Origin of the sequence: Fulvimarina pelagi HTCC2506 (assembly GCF_000153705.1) — a bacterium.
GTDB classification, from domain to species: domain Bacteria; phylum Pseudomonadota; class Alphaproteobacteria; order Rhizobiales; family Rhizobiaceae; genus Fulvimarina; species Fulvimarina pelagi.
Genome location: NZ_DS022272.1, coordinates 81430 through 97960, shown reverse-complemented (window position 1 = coordinate 97960; position 16531 = coordinate 81430). Strand labels below are relative to the sequence as shown.

The following is a 16531-nucleotide window of genomic DNA, read 5'->3' as shown; positions in this document are numbered from 1 at the left end:
CGTCGCGCCAGAATTGGTGATCCCGACAGGATTCGAACCTGTGACCCTCAGATTAGGAATCTGATGCTCTATCCTGCTGAGCTACGGGACCACGCAGACGACCTTATAGAATAAAGCTGATCAGCGCGAAACCTGTGCTTGGGCGGATTTCACCGATCCATAAGAACGCGTGGTGCGTCGGGCCAAGGCCCACACCGCAATGCCGAGCGTTGTGTCACAGCTGCTGCATCTGCGCGCTTTCACAGGCCCGTTTCAGGCGGTCAGAGCTGCAAGACGCCTTCATCGGACCGCAGGATCGACCTGCGCGAGAAGGATCGCATGGCCTTCGGCCATGAACACCGAAATCGGTCCGGTCGCCTCGTTCGACTGGGTGAGGATCGAGGCAAAGGGCACCGCGACATTGTCGAGCGGGTAGACGGCGCCGGTGATCATGAGGCCCGTAACGTCCGAGAACTTCAGGATTGAGAATTGCGTGCCCAGCTTGAGATCGATCTCCAGCCGATTTCCGGGTTGGAGCGGCCAGCCGCGTTCGCGGCCGTCGTCGAGTTCGATCGCGATGCCCTGTTCGGCGTAGCGCAGAGCGAGGACGAGGTTGGAGAAGGCATGGTCGCTGCGTGGCCCGCCGAGAGCGCCAGCGATGATGATGCTGGTCGCGCCCCGCTCGATGGCAGCTTCGATGGCGAGCTCGCCATCGGTCTTGTCCTTGCCGGTCGGATAGGACCGCGTTTCGATCGCGCTAGCGGATCTGATTGAGGTTTCCGCCGAATCGAAGTCGCCCAGCCAGAGCTCGGGTTTGAGCCCGAGCGCATGGGCGTGGTCGATCCCGGCATCCGCTGCGACGACACGGCAGGGCTGAAGGCGTGCTTTCAGGCGTTCGGTCGGCGCGATCTCGCCGGCAAGGAGAACTGCGAATTCCGTCATGGACTTTGAGAATGGAGCGCACGCTGCTGCGGCCAAGACGCGAGACGAGGCGATAACAACCATCGACGACGCGCGTTTGCCATTCGACACCCACGCTGAGCCGCTTCCCTTCCGGCCGAAACGCTTTAATGTTCCGCAAAATGCTCACACGGGGTGCCGCGTATCCGACGCAGGCTGAGAGGCAAGAGGCCGACCCGTCGAACCTGATCCGGATCATGCCGGCGGAGGGAATGAGGGCGCCGGCTTCGATCCATCGCGGCCTTGGCTCGCCAGCTTCCTTTCGAAACGATTTCGAGGGAGGCCACAGTGGCGTATTCGAACTTTTCCTTCAACTTGGCTGGTCTGGTCGCCGTTGCTGCCGCAGCGGGCTACGCGTCCTCGGCACGCGCACAGGATGGCGAGAAGCCGGTCCTTACCATCTACACCTATGAAAGCTTCGTCCCCGAATGGGGCCCCGGCCCGAAGATCGAGGCGGCCTTCGAGGCGAAGTGCGAATGCGATCTCCAGTTCGAAGGCCTTGCCGACGGCGTCGCGATCCTCAACCGGCTGAAACTCGAAGGAGCGTCCTCCCCGGCGGACGCCGTAATCGGCCTTACGACTGATCTCGTGCCCGAAGCCAAGGCCACTGGCCTCTTCGCGTCGAGCGAAACCGACCTCTCGCCACTCGCCCTCCCGGTCGACTACAACGACGACACCTTCGTGCCGTTCGACTATTCCTATCTCGCCGTCATGGTCGACACCGAAGAAGCAGGCGACTGGCCAAAAAGCCTCAATGCCCTCGTCACCGGCGATTCTGAGCAGAAGATCGCCATCGAGGACCCACGCACCTCGACGCCGGGTCTCGGCTTCCTGCTCTGGATGAAGGCGGTCTACGGCGAGGACGCCAAGGCGAAGTGGGAAGAGCTGTCGGACCGCATCCTCACGGTCACGCCCGGCTGGTCGGAGGCCTACGGGCTTTTCACCTCGGGCGAGGTGCCGCTCGTCGTCAGCTATTCGACGTCCCCCGCCTATCATATGATCGAGGAGGAGACCGAGCGCTACACGGCGGCCGAATTCTCCGAAGGGCTCTACCTGCAGATCGAGGTAGCCGGCATGTTGGAAGGCACCGATACGCCAGAGCTTGCGCGCAAATTCCTCGATTTCATCCTGACCGAGGATTTTCAGTCGGTCATTCCCACCGGCAACTGGGCCTATCCGGTGATCGATGGCGTCGATCTGCCGGAGGCTTTCGACAAGCTGATCGAAGTCGAGAACCCGCTCTACATCGACCCCGAAACGGTCGCGGAGAACCGTCAGGCCTGGACACAGGAATGGTTGGAGGCGCTCGGGCGCTGATCGGCGCTGAACGGAAAGCGCAGCGCGCATGGCTCGGGACCGGACGATCCGGCTGATCCTCGGGGTGGCCGCCGCCCTCCTCCTCACCGGCTTCCTGGCCGGCGGCTTCGTCGTGCTCGCCGCCGGCACCGACGGCGAGCTACCATTACTTGCAATACTGACCGATCCTTATCTGCGCGGCGTCACGCTCTTCACGCTGGAACAGGCCGCGCTCTCGACACTGCTATCGGTTATCGGCGCGATCCCGCTGGCCAGCGCCCTGCACCGTTCGCGTTTTCCAGGAAGGAGCGTCGTCCTGCGCATCTTCCTCCTGCCCCAGGCGCTACCTGTACTCGTCGGGGCGCTGGCGATCATCACCGTCTGGGGGCGGAACGGCGTCGTCGCCGATGTCGGTGCGTTCTTAGGACTGCCGCGCTTTTCGATCTATGGTCTCTCGGGCATCCTCATCGCCCATGTCTTCTTCAACCTGCCGCTCGCCGCCCGGCTGATGATCGCAGCCTTGGACGACGTTCCGAAGGAAAGCTGGAAACTCGCCGGTCAGCTCTCCTTCTCGCCTTGGACGACGTTCCGGCTCGTCGAATGGCCGGCGATCCGCACCGTGCTGCCGGCAGCGGCTAGCCTCATCTTCATGCTCTGCGCGACGAGCTTCACCATCGTTCTCGTCCTCGGCGGGGGTCCTGGCGCGACGACCCTGGAGGTCGCGATCTACCAGACGTTGCGCTACGAATTCGATCCGGGCCGCGCCGTCGCGCTGTCGCTTCTGCAGATCGGTCTGACGGCGATCATCCTCACGGTCGCGAACCGCCTCGGTGGGTCGGATGCCGGCCAGTTCGGCCTCGGCGGCCGTGCGACGCGCTGGGACCGCGCAGGACCAATTCGGCGGGGCTATGATGCAGTCGTCCTCATCCTCGGTCTCTTCTTCGTGCTCTCGCCCTTCGTCGCGATCGTGCTCGCCGGCATCACCGCCGATCTGTGGCGGCTGCTTTCCGAGGCGGCGGTCCTCGATGCGCTCTTCACCAGCCTCTGGGTCGCGTTCACCTCCGGGCTTCTCGCCCTATTCCTCTCGGTGCTGATTCTGCTCGGCGTCGAAGCGCTGGCGAGCGCCGAGCGTCGCATGACGCTGACGATGCCCCTCCCACGCCGCGCGCTAGAGATCGCCGCGAGCCTCGTTCTCGTCGTCCCGCCGGTCGTCGTAGGCGCCGGCTGGTTCCTCGGCCTGCGCGAAGTGACAAGCGTCTTCTCCGCCGCACCCTACATCGTCGTTCTCACCAATATGGCGATGGCCGTGCCCTTCGCGGTGCGTATTCTGGGTCCGGGCTTCGCGGCGGCCCATAACCGCTACGAGAAGCTCGCCGACAGCCTCGGTATGACGGGCTTCCGCCGCTTTCGCCTGCTCGATTGGCCGGCCCTCAGGCGTCCGGTCGGCCTTGCCTTCGCGCTTGCCATCGCGATTTCGCTGGGCGATCTCGGCGCGATCGCGCTCTTCGGCAATCGCGAATTCACGACGCTCCCCTATCTACTCTACCAGCGCATGGGTAGTTACCGCACCGATGATGCGGCGGGTCTCGCGCTTATCCTCGGCGTCGTCTGTCTGGCGCTGATCTGGTTCGCCGAGCGGACGAGCGCGATCGAGGCGAAAGCGAAATGAGCGATCCCCGACCAGCCCTCAAACTCGATCAGGCGGTCTTTGCGCGCGACGACTGGTCCGTCACGCTCGATCTGGAGCTGATGCCCGGCGAATGGCTTGCCCTGATCGGCCCGAGCGGCGCCGGCAAGTCGACGCTGATGGACATGGTCGCCGGCTTCCTGCCGCTAACGAGCGGCAGCATTTCGATCGCCGAAGAGGACGTCAGCGGGAAAGGTCCCTCGGAGCGCCCGCTCTCGATCGTCTTTCAGGACAACAACCTCTTCCCGCATCTGACGGTCTTTCAAAATGTCGCCCTTGGCATCGCGCCAAACCGCAGGGTAGCCCCGCACGAACGCGGGCGAATAGAGAACATTCTCGATACCGTCGGCCTCGGCGGCAAAGGTGGGCGCAAGCCACACGAACTGTCCGGCGGCGAACGCCAGCGCGCGGCCCTCGCTCGCGCTTTCCTGCGCCGCCAGCCTCTGCTTCTCCTCGACGAGCCGTTCGCGTCTCTCGGCCCTGCCCTTCGCCGCGACATGATGAAAACCCTAAGGCAGTTGCGTAGCGAATTCACCGAGACCCCGCTGACGATCCTGATGGTGACCCATCATCCCGAAGATGCCCGCAGCTATGCCGATCGCGTCGCGTTTCTCGATCAAGGGCGCATCGCCCATGTCGGCCCGGTCGAAAATATGCTGGGCGAAGCAGCACCGGAGGACGTTCGCCGCTATCTCGGGTCCCAGGACCATTCGAGGCGGCTGGACGCGATCTGATCTTCGAATATCGCACGCCCGGCTTCGCAGCGAATCGCCTTTGGAATCAATCGAACGCCCAATTGAAACCTCAATCTCCGCCTACGACCGAATATGCCGCGTCGTGGGGACGATGCCGGTTGAGGACCGCTCTGTTGCGCGTTCACTCTATCGGGGGACTGCCGCAAACGCTTAAAGGAAAATATTGGCGCGGACCAATGCGGGTGACGGCTACCCGTCGCGTTGCGGCAAGAGATTGAGGCGAACTTCGAATAGCATGATTGCAAAAGCGTCCAACGCTGGTCACACGATTCTGCGGCGGCTGGGTCTTTTCGCAGCCGCCACGCTTCTTCTCGGCTCAGCCTCCTGCACGACCCTCGAGGAGGGCCTCGGCCTTTCCAGCAGCGATCTGACGACCGGCTATGCCGCATCACGGTCGCCTGTAACCTTCGAGACAGCGCAAGCGCAGGATCCGCAGTCCCGGATCGGCCGTTCGCAGCATCCGAAAATTCTGGCTGCCTATGGCGGCGCCTATTCCGACCCGCGGGTCGAACGCATGCTCGCTGGAGTTGTCGGCAAACTGCAAGCTGCAAGTGACGATTCTGAGCGCGCCTATAACATCACCGTTCTCAACTCGCCGAATGTGAACGCGTTCGCCCTGCCGGGCGGTTACGTCTACATAACGCGTGGTCTCCTGGCGCTTGCCAACGACTCCGCCGAAGTCGCCGCTGTAATCGGCCACGAGATGGCGCATGTATCAGCCAATCACGGGATCGAACGCCAGCAGCGCGAGCGGGAGGCCGAGATCGCAAGCCGCGTTGTCTCTGAGGTTCTCGCCAGCGATCAGGCAGGCCGCATGGCACTGGCCCGCAACAGGATCAGTGTCGCACAGTTCTCCCGTCAGCAGGAGCTTCAGGCCGACGACCTCGGCATCAAGCACATCACGCGCGCCGGTTTTGATCCGTATGCGGCAAGCCGCTTCCTTGCTGCCATGGACGCTTATACGAGCTTCCGCAACGCCTTTCAGGTAGAAAATCCGAGCCTAGACTTCCTGGCTTCGCATCCCTCGGCGCCCCAACGCATCAATCTTGCCAGGCGGCACGCCTCCGAACAGGGCCCGGTCGGCACCGGCTCGGCCGATCGCGAACGCTACCTCAACGGCATCGACGGCATCCTGTTCGGTGATTCGGCCTCGGAAGGCTATGTTCGCGGACGCAAATTCTACCATCCGGGCCTCGGCATCGCCTTCGACGTGCCGGCAGACTTCGTCATCGACAACACGTCGGAAGCGGTCCTCGCAACGGGTCCGGGCGATGTCGCGATCCGCTTCGACGGAGTGGCGCTCTCACCTTCGGCAAGGCTCGAGGACTACATCGCCAGCGGCTGGGTCGGCGGCCTCGACAAGTCGACCATCCGGCGCAAACAGATCGGCGGGCTGGAAGCAGTGTCCGCACGCGCTTCTGGCGGCGATTATGCCTTCGACGTCACAGTGGTCCGCGTCGGCAAGCAGGTTTATCGCTTTTTGACGGCAGTCCCGACGGAAAACGCCGCTCGCGTCGACGCGATTTCGAATTCCGTCTCCTCGTCCTTCCGCATGCTCTCGACTGCCGAGCGCAATTCACTAAAACCGCTCCGCATTCGAGTGGTTACGGCGGCTGGGGGCGACACCGTGGACAGTCTCTCGCGCCGGATGGTCGGCGTGGATCGACCGGCTGCGCTTTTCCGCCTCCTGAACGGTCTTGGCGCTTCGGGCAGCGTGCAACCAGGCGCCCGCTATAAGGTCGTAGCGGAATAAGCCGAGATTCGCTCAGCCCTCGCTGGGCTCCTCGAAGAGACTTGACTGGACGCCCTGATAGCCGGCGGGCAAGGCGAGCCCCAAGTGCCGGAATGCGACCTGAGTGATCAGCCTCCCGCGCGGTGTTCGCTGGATGAAGCCCTGCTGCAGCAGATACGGCTCGACGATGTCCTCGATGGCATCGCGCGGCTCGGAAAGTGCTGCCGCGATCGTCTCGATCCCGACCGGCCCGCCGCCAAAATTCAATGCGATCAGGTCGAGATAGCGCCGGTCGAGTTGATCGAGGCCGAGGCTGTCGACTTCCAGTCTGGATAGCGCTTCGTCGGCGATCTGCCGTGTCACCGTCCCCGCCCCGGCGAACTCGGCGAAGTCGCGCACGCGGCGCAAGAGACGTCCCGCGATGCGCGGTGTGCCGCGGGAACGGCGGGCGATCTCTTGCGACCCCGCCTTATCCATCGCGAGACCCATCAACCTCGCTCCGCGTGTCACGATGTGTTCGAGTTCTGCGACCGTATAGAAATTGAGCCGGACCGGAATGCCGAAGCGGTCGCGAAGCGGCGTCGTCAGAAGGCCGATACGCGTGGTCGCCGCCACCAGCGTGAACTTCGACAGGTCGATCTTCACCGAGCGCGCGGCCGGTCCCTCGCCGATGATGAGGTCCAGCTGAAAATCCTCCATCGCCGGGTAGAGAATTTCCTCCACGGCCGGATTGAGCCGGTGGATCTCGTCGATGAAGAGGACGTCGCGCTCCTCGAGATTGGTGAGCAGTGCGGCGAGATCGCCGGCCTTGGCGATCACCGGCCCGGAGGTCGCGCGAAAATTCACGCCGAGCTCCTTCGCCATGATCTGGGCGAGCGTCGTCTTGCCGAGCCCCGGAGGCCCGACGAAGAGCACGTGATCCAGCGCCTCGCCCCGGGCTTTGGCCGCGCCGATGAAGACCTTGAGGTTGGCCCGCGCCTGAGCCTGACCGACGAACTCGTCGAGCGCTTGGGGGCGCAGCGTCATATCGATGTCCTCGCCGCGCTTTTCAGGCGCAATCAGACGGGAAGTCTCGCTCATTCAGTGGGCGCTCCAGCGGGCGGCTGCGAAGTATCGTATCTGTCCAACGCATAGAGACCTTGCCAAGCGGGTTCAACGGAATCGTTCGCTTTTCGTTCGGAACGCTCGCACCGGCGCATCTTTCGGTCGCCAGAACCGTTTGCAGAGGAAGGCAATGGAGACATCTCATGGGCGACAACGACACCAACGCAAATTACGGCGGCTTCGGCAATGCGATCAAACGTACCGACAAGCGCTACAAGGGCGAGAAACTTGGCGAAGACCTGATCGGCAAGGACATACCGAAGGAGGTCCAGGAATGGGAGGAGATGAGCGAAGACGATCGCGCCGCCGCCATTCGCGCCGGCAAGAAGCCGCCCGAGGGCGCGCAGGGCTGAGATATCCGCCAAACCGGCGAGCGAGCGGCGCGCGGCCGGCTTGAGGCCGTCCGCCATCGAGGCGTATGATCGCCGCGACGAAGACGAAGAGGTTCGATCCATGCCGCTCGCCCCGCTCGTGCCATCCGACGTTATCCGAGCCGCCTTCTCCGGCGCGATGTCGGAAATGTACCGGACGGAGGTGCCGCAATATGGCACGCTGATGGAGCTGGTCGCAGAGCGGAACGACGAGGCGCTTGCCGCCGATCCGGACCTGAAGGCGCGGCTGGAACGGGCCGGCGAACTGGATCGCCTCTCCGACGAACGCCACGGCGCGATCCGGCTCGGGACGGCGGAGGAATTGGCCTTCATGGCGCGGCTCTTCGCCGTCATGGGCATGCATCCGGTCGGCTACTACGATCTCTCTGTTGCGGGCATTCCGGTCCACTCGACCGCTTTTCGTCCAGTGGATGACGCGGCCTTGGCGAAAAACCCGTTCCGCGTCTTCACCTCGCTTCTGCGTCTCGACCTGATCGAGAACGACGCCCTGCGCGACGAAGCGGCCGCGATCCTTGCCAGCCGCTCGATCTTCACGCCGCGCGCCGTCGAACTCGTCGAGCTCGCCGAAGCCAAGGGCGGCCTCACCGCGCTGGAAGCGAAAGAATTCGTCGCCGAGGCTGTCGAGACGTTCCGCTGGCACTCCGAGGCGACGGTCTCGCGCGAGACCTATCAGCGCCTCGCGGACGTTCATCGTCTCATCGCCGACGTTGTTTGCTTCAAGGGGCCGCACATCAACCATCTGACGCCGCGCACCCTCGATATCGAAACAGTGCAGCGCCGCATGCCCGAGCGCGGCATTGCGCCGAAAGCGGTGATCGAAGGCCCGCCTCAGCGCGACTGCCCTCTCCTCCTCCGCCAGACGAGCTTCAAGGCGTTGGAAGAGCCTATCCTCTTCAGAAGCGAAACCGGCCACGAGCCCGGAAGCCACACTGCCCGCTTCGGCGAGATCGAACAGCGCGGCGCGGCGCTCACGTCGGAAGGCCGCGCGCGATACGATATACTTCTCACCAAAGCCCGCACGGCGGCTAACGTGGACGCGAAGGGCGAAGGCGCGAAGGACTACGAGACATCGCTCGTCGAAACCTTCGCCGAATTTCCGGACAATCACGAGTCGATGCGCCGGGAAAGGCTCGGCTATTTCCGATACGCACCCACCGAGGCGGGTCTCGACGCTGCCCGGCGCGGCAGTTTCGAGACCGATCTCGACGCCCTCGTGGAAGCCGGACACGTCTCCGCCGATCCGATCGTCTACGAAGACTTCCTGCCCGTTTCGGCCGCGGGTATATTCCAGTCCAATCTCGGCACCGATGCCCAGTCGAATGCCGACGCGTCCGGCAACAAGGCGGAGTTCGAAGCAGCGCTCGGCCGGGCGGTGATCGACGAATTCGCGCTTTACCGCGAGGCCGAGGCGCGATCGATCGAAGCGACGCTCAAGGCATTGCGCAGCGCGCACACCGACGCCGCCTGAAAGTCCATATGGAAAACGATCCGCGGTCGCATGGCCTCTGGGAGCGGACGGCGCCGGCCGCGCCTTCGTGCAGACCGCTGGATGACGACCGTATCGCCGACGTCGTCATCATCGGCGCCGGCTATACCGGTCTTTCGGCAGCGCTTCATCTGGCCAAAGCTGGGCGACCGGTCGCCGTTCTCGAAGCGAAGGAAATCGGCTTCGGCGGTTCGGGCCGCAATGTCGGCCTCGTCAATGCCGGCCTCTGGACCGCGCCGGACGATGTCGCAAAGAGCGTTGGCGAGGCGCGCGGCGAAAAGCTGGTCACCATGCTCTCCGAGGCGCCGCGTCTCGTCTTCGACCTGATCGCGCGCCACAGCATCGAATGCGAGGCCGTTCGTGCGGGCACGCTTCATTGCGGCGTCGGCCGGTCCGGCGCAAAATCCCTCGAAATCCGCGCCAGCCAATGGCAGCGCCGGGGCGCCGACGTCGAGCTACTCGGCGCGGACGAGACTGCGATAGCAACCGGCTCGGAAGGCTATGTCTGCTCCCTTCTCGACCGGCGCGCAGGGACCATTCAGCCGCTCGCCTATGTCCGGGGTCTCGCCCGAGCCGCCATCGCAGCCGGCGCCGACATCTTGATCGAGAGCCCCGCCACGGGCGTCGATGAGGTCGATGGCAAATGGCGTATCCGCACACCGCGCGGCAGCGTCACCGCGCCATGGGTCGTCGTCGCAACGAACGTCTATTCGGTGCCGCCCTTCGACGACATCCGGACCGAACTCGCTCATCTTCCCTACTTCCAGATCGCGACCGCACCACTTTCCGGCAATCTCGCTCGCTCGATCCTGCCCGATCGCCACGGCATGTGGGACACCAGACAGATCCTTACCTCGGTGCGCATGGATCGCGACGATCGCCTCGTCATCGGCAGCGTCGGCGCGTTGCGCGGCACGGGGCTCGCCGTCCATCGCCGCTGGGCGCGTCGGGCGATGCAGAGACTCTTCCCCCAGATCGGCGACGTCGCCTTCGAAGCCGAATGGTACGGCCAGATCGGTACCACATCGGATGGGATGGCTCGGCTGCATCGTCTAGGCGACCGCATGATCTCGACAAGCGGATACAACGGACGCGGCATCGCGCCGGGCACGGCCTTCGGGCGGATGATGGCGCGCTATATCCTCGGCGAGATCACGGACGACGACCTGCCGCTCGATTTCACGCCGGTCACGCCTCAGCGCTGGCGGACGCCGCGGGAGGCGGTCTACGAAGTCGGTAGCCAGATCGCTCATCTTCGCAGGTGAACAGCGCAGCATTCGGCACGGCTGAACCTTCCCGGCCGGGGATGAGATCCTAAGACATAGAATGACGGGCTTCGCGTGGAGCCTGTGCCACGCCGTCACCGAAGAGGTCCGTCCATGGAGCGCAAACGCGGCTCTGGTTCGAAACACGTCTACGACATACTGCGCAACGAGATCCTCGAACTAGCCCTGCCCCCCGGCAGCCCGATCGACGAGGTGAGACTCGCCCAGCGTTTCGACGTGTCACGCACACCTGTCCGCGAGGCGCTGGTGAAACTCGCGGCCGACGGCCTCGTGGAGAACCTGCCGAACCGGGCCTCCATGGTCTCGGCCATCGACACGCTCAATCTTCGAAGTTTCTTCGATGCGCTCGTCCTGATGTACCGAGTGACGACACGGCTCGCGGCCCAGCATCACGGGCCGGAGGACCTTACTGCGATCCGCGAGCGTCAGGCCGAATTCCGGCGGGCCGTGGAGCGGCAGGATGCGCTTGCGATGATCGCCACCAACCAGGCCTTCCACATCGCGATCGCGGAAGCCGCGCAGAACGGCTATTTCCTCAGCCTCTTCTCCCGGCTCCTCGACGACGGAAGGCGAATTCTTCGCGTCTACTTTGGCTCCTACGAGGATCGCCTGCCCCAGCGCTTCGTCGACGAGCATGAGGCGATGATCGCCGCGATCGAGGCCGGCGATCTCGAAGAGGCCGATCGTCTGGGGCGTGCTCACGCCGAGCAGATCGTCGACCAGATCCAGAACCTGATGACCCTTCGCTCCGATCTCGCCATCGATCTGTAGCGATCGCGTAACGCCAGGAATTTTGTCGACAAAGATTATACAATTAAGTAGAAGGGAACCGAGAACCGCGTTTTTTGGCCGTACCCCTTCCTTCAATCGTGAAAGTCTTAGCCATGAAAGCTGACATCTTCTCCGGCACCATTCCCGCCCTAATGACGCCCTGCACCGCCGACCGGAAGCCGGACTACGACGCGCTGGTGAAGAAGGCCGGCGAGCTGATCGAGGCCGGCATGTCCGCCGTCGTCTATTGCGGCTCCATGGGCGATTGGCCGCTCCTCACCGACGAAGAGCGGATGACCGGCGTCGAGCGGCTGGCGAAGGCCGACATCCCGGTCATCGTCGGCACCGGCGCGATGAACACCAAGCTTGCCGCCGCCCACGCGGCCCATGCCGAAAAGGTCGGCGCAAAGGGCCTGATGGTCATTCCGCGCGTCCTCTCGCGCGGCAGCGCGCCGGCGGCGCAGAAGGCGCATTTCAAGGCCGTGCTCTCCGCCGCGCAGAACCTGCCGGCCGTGATCTACAACAGCCCCTATTACGGCTTCGCTACGAGGGCCGACCTCTTCTTCGCCCTGCGCGCCGAGCATCCGAACCTCTGCGGCTTCAAGGAATTTGGCGGCTTCGACGACCTTCGCTATGCCGCCGAGACGATCACCAGCCGCGACGACGACGTCTCGCTGATGATCGGCGTCGATACAGCCGTCGTACACGGCTACGTCAATTGCGGCGCGACGGGCGCGATCACCGGCATCGGCAACGTGCTGCCCGAGGAGGTCCTGCATCTCTGCGCGCTCTCGCAGGAGGCTGCCAAGGGCAGCGTCGCGGCCCGCCGCGCGGCGGAAGAGCTGGACCGGGCGCTCGCCGTCCTCTCCTCCTTCGACGAGGGTCCGGATCTCGTCCTCTATTTCAAGCATCTTCTCGTCCTGAAGGGCGAGGAGGAGTACCGCCTCCACTTCAACAAGAGCGACGAACTCAGCGAAAGCCAGCGCGGCTTTGCCGAGGCTCAGTTCAGGCTCTTCCAGCGCTGGTATGCGGAGTGGAAGCTGTCAAACAGCGTCGAGGCGCTGGCCCCCGCGGCCTGATCTGACGGGAACGGCGAAGCAAGCGGCGGATTTCGCGATCATGGAGCAAGCCGCAAACAACTGGCCGGACGTCGCCGTCATCGGCGCAGGCGTCATCGGCCTCTCCGCCGCCCTCGCCGCCCAAGCGCGCGGGCTCTCGGTCATGGTCATCGACCGGGAAGGCCCGGCGGCCGGCGCATCGGCCGGCAATGCCGGGGCCTTCGCCTTCACCGACATCCTGCCGCTCGCCTCGCCTGGCATCTTCCGCAAGGCGCCGAAATGGTTCGTCGATCCGCTCGGGCCCTTGAGCGTGCCGCCGGCCTACGCCCTCAAGATCGCGCCCTGGCTGCTCCGCTTCGCCCTCTCGGCCCGTCCCTCGCGCTTCGCCGCCGCCTCGAAGGCGCAGACCGCGATGATGGCGCTGTCGAAGGCCGAGCTCGAACCCTTCATGCAGGCAAGCGGCACGCTCGACATGCTGCGCAGGGACGGCAATCTCGAACTCTACGAAAGCGAAGCGGAGTTCCGCGCCTCTCTCCCCGGTTGGGCCGCGCGTGAAAGGCACGGCATCGAGTTCCGGCACATGGACGCGGCCGCGATGGCCGAGCTCCAGCCCGGCCTCTCGCCGAAGCTGACACACGGCACCTTCACGCCCGGATGGTACTCGATCGCCGATCCGAAAGACTACGTGCTGGCTCTCGCCCGGCGCTTCGAAGACCAGGGCGGCACGATCGAACGTGCCGACGTCGCGCGCCTCGTACCGTCGGATAGCGGCGTCACGATCGAAACCACCGCGGGAACACGTCTAAAAGCCGGCAAAGTCGTCCTCGCAGCCGGCGCCTTTTCCCACCGGATCGCCAAGACCCTCGGCGAGAAGATCCCCCTCGAAACCGAGCGCGGCTATAACACCAGCCTCCCCGTCGGCGCCTTCGACCTGCGCCTTCAGCTCACCTTCGGCGGCCACGGCTTCGTCATCTCCAACCTTTCGAGCGGCATGCGCGTCGGCGGCGCGGTGGAGCTCGCCGGTCTCGACCGCCCGCCGAACTTCGCCCGCGCCGAAGCGATGCTGCGAAAGGCCAAGACCTTCCTGCCTGGCCTCAAGACCGAAAACGGCCGCCAATGGATGGGCTTCCGGCCGTCCCTTCCCGACAGCCTGCCGGCGATCGGACGCTCGCGCGCGACGCCGCGCATTGTCTACGCCTTCGGCCACGGCCATCTCGGGCTCACCCAGTCGGCCGGCACGGCACGCCTCGTCGCAGACCTCTTGACCGACCGGGCTTCGCCGATCGACCTTACCCCCTTCTCACCGCAACGGTTCTGACCATGGCCAACCACACCTTTTCCTGTCTCGACGGCCATACCTGCGGCAATCCGGTTCGGCTGGTGGTCGGCGGCGGGCCGCATCTGAAGGGCGCCAACATGCTGGAAAAGCGCGCCCACTTCATCCGCGACTACGACTGGATCCGCACCGGGCTGATGTTCGAGCCGCGCGGCCACGACATGATGTCCGGCGCGATCCTCTACCCGCCGACGCGCGAGGATTGCGACGTCGCGGTCCTTTATATCGAGACCTCCGGCTGCCTCCCGATGTGCGGCCACGGCACGATCGGTACCGTCACGATGGCGCTGGAAAACGGTCTCGTCAGCCCGCGCGAACCGGGCAGGCTCGCCCTCGAAACGCCCGCCGGGCGGGTCGACATCACCTATAGCCAGGAAGGCCGCTTCGTCGAGGAGGTGCGGCTTACCAATGTCCCCGGCTTCCTCCATTCCGAGGGCCTCACGGTGGATGTGGAAGGCATCGGTGAACTCAAGGTCGACATCGCCTATGGCGGCAATTTCTACGCCATCGTTGAACCGCAGAAGACATTCCGCGACGTCGCAGACTTCACCGCGGGCGATCTCGTCATCCTCTCGCCGCGCCTTCGCGCCGCGCTCAACGACAAATACGAGCTCGTCCACCCGCTCCATCCGGAGATCAACGGTCTTCGCCACATTCTCTGGACCGGCGCACCGAAACATTCGGAGGCCGATGCGCGCAATGCCGTCTTCTACGGCGAGAAGGCGATCGACCGTTCGCCCTGCGGCACCGGCACCTCGGCGCGCATGGCCCAGCTCGCGGCAAAGGGCAAGCTGAAGGTCGGCGACGACTTCGTGCACGAGTCGATCATCGGCTCCCTCTTCAAAGGCCGCGTTGAGGGAGCGACGACCGTCGGCAACTATTCCGCGATCGTCCCCTCCATCGCCGGCTGGGCGCGCCAGACCGGGATCAACACGATCTTCATCGACGACCGCGATCCCTTCGCCGCCGGATTCAGCGTCCTGTGACGGGAACCGCCGGCCGAAGCATCTTGGCGGGGAGTGGTGAAGGCGCAGTCCTCATCCTCGACGAGCCGTTGAGCTTCTGGGGCGGCGTCGATCCGGCGACCGGACGCATCGTAGACGTCCACCATCCGCAGCATGGCGAAATGGCCAGCGGTAGGGTTCTCGTCATGGCGACGAGCCGAGGCTCTTGTTCTGGCTCCGGCGTCTACCTCGACCTCGCCCTCGCCGGCAGGGCCCCCGCCGCGCTGGTCTTCGGCGGCCCCGAAGATGTCCTCACCCTCGGCGCGCTGATCGCGGCCGAGATGTTCGGCGTGACCATTCCGGTCGTCCGCCTCGGACGCGAGGCCTACGAAACCGCGACTGCCGCAGGTTATGCCTCCATCACGCCGGACGCGATCATGCTCGACGGCGTGTCCCATTGGCTCGAACCCTCCTCGGTCGAGCCTCTCGTGCTGACGCCGGAAGACCAAGCCATGCTCGGCGGCGAACGCGGTGAAGCCACGCGAACTGCGATGCGCATCATCTGCGCCATGGCCCGGCAGCAGGGCGCGAGCGAACTGCTCGACGTCACCCGCGCCCATATCGACGGCTGCATCTACGCGAGCCCAGCCAATCTCACCTTCGCGGAACGGATGGCGGCTCTCGGCGCACGGGTCTCGATCCCGACCACGATGAATGCGATCTCCGTCGAACATGGGGCCTGGCGCGCGCAGAACGTCTCGACCGCCTTTGGTGAACCCGCCCAGCGACTGGCCGACTGCTATGTCGATATGGGCTGCCGTCCGAGCTTCACCTGCTCTCCTTATCTTCTCGACGGCCCGCCACGCTACGGCGAGATGATTGCCTGGTCGGAGTCGAATGCCGTCATCTACGCCAACAGCGTTCTTGGCGCGCGCACCGAAAAGCATCCCGACTTCCTCGATCTCTGCATCGCCATCACCGGCCGCGCGCCGTTTTCTGGTGTCTATCTCGACACCAATCGCCGCGCGCGGACCGTCATCGACGTGGAGGCCCCCGACAACGCCGACGATCTCGTCTGGCCGATGATCGGCTATCTCGCCGGCCTGAAATCGCCGGACCGCATTCCCCTGCTCCGAGGTCTGGACAAAACACGCCCCGCGCCGGACGACCTCAAAGCGCTCTGCGCCGCCTTCGGAACGACCTCGGCCGCTCCGATGCTGCACATCGCAGGCATCACGCCCGAGGCCGACGACTGCGAGACCGACGGCCCCGACCATCGCGCGATTACCCGCGCCGACTTTGTGAGAACCATTGCGAAGCTCAACGCTGGCTCCGACGCTATCGACCTCGTCGCCATCGGCAGCCCACACGCGTCGGCCGAGGAATGCCGAAGGCTCGCGGCGGCCCTTAGAGGCCGGCATGTCGCCGACGGCGTCGCGCTGATCGTGACCCTCGGAAACGCGGTCCGGGAAGAGCTTGGAGGCGATGGCACGCTCCCCCGCCTCGAACAGGCCGGTATTCACATCTACACCGATCTCTGCTGGTGCTCGATCGTCCGCCCGCTCTTTCCGGTCGAAGCCAAAACCGTGGTCACGAACTCCGGCAAATATGCCCACTACGGCCCGGCCCTATCCGGTTGCACGGTACGGCTCGCAAGCCTCGCCGGCTGCGTGGAAGCAGCCGTCACAGGCCGCCTCTCGAACTCTCCTCCGGACTGGCTCTGCTGAGTTCAGGACCATTGACGC

General features: G+C 64.7%; 14 protein-coding genes, 1 tRNA gene and 1 riboswitch. Of the genes, 12 read left to right on the top strand and 3 right to left on the bottom strand.

Annotated elements, in window-relative coordinates; all coding sequences use genetic code 11:
- Positions 1-14: 14 nt before the first annotated feature.
- Both FP2506_RS00450 and FP2506_RS00445 read right to left on the bottom strand, forming a co-directional pair.
- Positions 15-91 (bottom strand) — tRNA-Arg (locus tag FP2506_RS00450).
- 188 nt (positions 92-279) lie between these two features.
- Positions 280-921 (bottom strand): thiamine diphosphokinase, encoded by a 642-nt coding sequence (locus FP2506_RS00445; protein WP_007065357.1) that lies wholly within the window; start codon positions 919-921, stop codon positions 280-282.
- 139 nt (positions 922-1060) lie between these two features.
- Positions 1061-1169, top strand: a riboswitch (TPP riboswitch).
- A 58-nt stretch (positions 1170-1227) separates the two neighbouring features.
- On the opposite strand from FP2506_RS00445, the gene thiB reads away from it, so the two are divergent.
- The 4 genes from thiB (at position 1228) to FP2506_RS00425 (ending at position 6430) form a co-directional block, all read left to right on the top strand.
- The gene (gene thiB / locus FP2506_RS00440; protein ID WP_050765108.1) at positions 1228-2256 is read left to right on the top strand and encodes a thiamine ABC transporter substrate binding subunit; all 1029 of its coding nucleotides are present in this window, start codon (positions 1228-1230) and stop codon (positions 2254-2256) included.
- Positions 2257-2284: 28 nt separating this feature from the next.
- The gene (gene thiP, locus FP2506_RS00435; protein ID WP_007065354.1) at positions 2285-3904 is read left to right on the top strand and encodes a thiamine/thiamine pyrophosphate ABC transporter permease; all 1620 of its coding nucleotides are present in this window, start codon (positions 2285-2287) and stop codon (positions 3902-3904) included.
- Positions 3901-4656 carry a thiamine ABC transporter ATP-binding protein gene (locus tag FP2506_RS00430; protein ID WP_007065353.1) on the top strand — a complete coding sequence of 252 codons (756 nt, stop codon included), beginning with the start codon at positions 3901-3903 and terminating at the stop codon, positions 4654-4656. Before thiP ends, FP2506_RS00430 begins: the two co-directional genes overlap by 4 nt.
- Positions 4657-4912: 256 nt before the next feature.
- Positions 4913-6430 carry a M48 family metalloprotease gene (locus FP2506_RS00425; protein WP_007065352.1) on the top strand — a complete coding sequence of 506 codons (1518 nt, stop codon included), beginning with the start codon at positions 4913-4915 and terminating at the stop codon, positions 6428-6430.
- Positions 6431-6442: 12 nt separating this feature from the next.
- Here the strand turns inward: FP2506_RS00425 and ruvB are convergent, their stop codons facing one another.
- Positions 6443-7489, bottom strand: coding sequence for a Holliday junction branch migration DNA helicase RuvB (gene ruvB, locus FP2506_RS00420; protein ID WP_007065351.1), 1047 nt, complete (start codon positions 7487-7489; stop codon positions 6443-6445).
- A 167-nt stretch (positions 7490-7656) separates the two neighbouring features.
- On the opposite strand from ruvB, the gene FP2506_RS00415 reads away from it, so the two are divergent.
- The 8 genes from FP2506_RS00415 (at position 7657) to lhpI (ending at position 16513) form a co-directional block, all read left to right on the top strand.
- Positions 7657-7866 carry a hypothetical protein gene (locus FP2506_RS00415; protein WP_007065350.1) on the top strand — a complete coding sequence of 70 codons (210 nt, stop codon included), beginning with the start codon at positions 7657-7659 and terminating at the stop codon, positions 7864-7866.
- A 100-nt stretch (positions 7867-7966) separates the two neighbouring features.
- Positions 7967-9373, top strand: coding sequence for a 2-oxoadipate dioxygenase/decarboxylase HglS (gene hglS, locus FP2506_RS00410; RefSeq protein ID WP_007065349.1), 1407 nt, complete (start codon positions 7967-7969; stop codon positions 9371-9373).
- Between the two features lie 8 nt (positions 9374-9381).
- A complete protein-coding gene (locus tag FP2506_RS00405; RefSeq protein ID WP_007065348.1) occupies positions 9382-10656 on the top strand; it encodes an NAD(P)/FAD-dependent oxidoreductase in 1275 nt (424 codons plus the stop codon).
- A gap of 114 nt (positions 10657-10770) precedes the next feature.
- Entirely contained in the window at positions 10771-11448 is a 678-nt protein-coding gene (locus FP2506_RS00400; protein ID WP_007065347.1) for a GntR family transcriptional regulator, read from the top strand.
- Between the two features lie 113 nt (positions 11449-11561).
- Positions 11562-12527, top strand: coding sequence for a dihydrodipicolinate synthase family protein (locus FP2506_RS00395; protein WP_007065346.1), 966 nt, complete (start codon positions 11562-11564; stop codon positions 12525-12527).
- Positions 12528-12567: 40 nt separating this feature from the next.
- Positions 12568-13824 carry an NAD(P)/FAD-dependent oxidoreductase gene (locus FP2506_RS00390; RefSeq protein WP_007065345.1) on the top strand — a complete coding sequence of 419 codons (1257 nt, stop codon included), beginning with the start codon at positions 12568-12570 and terminating at the stop codon, positions 13822-13824.
- A gap of 2 nt (positions 13825-13826) precedes the next feature.
- Entirely contained in the window at positions 13827-14828 is a 1002-nt protein-coding gene (locus tag FP2506_RS00385; RefSeq protein ID WP_007065344.1) for a 4-hydroxyproline epimerase, read from the top strand.
- Positions 14825-16513, top strand: a complete 1689-nt coding sequence (lhpI, locus tag FP2506_RS00380) for a cis-3-hydroxy-L-proline dehydratase (protein ID WP_007065343.1) — start codon at positions 14825-14827, stop codon at positions 16511-16513. Before FP2506_RS00385 ends, lhpI begins: the two co-directional genes overlap by 4 nt.
- Positions 16514-16531 lie beyond the last annotated feature (18 nt).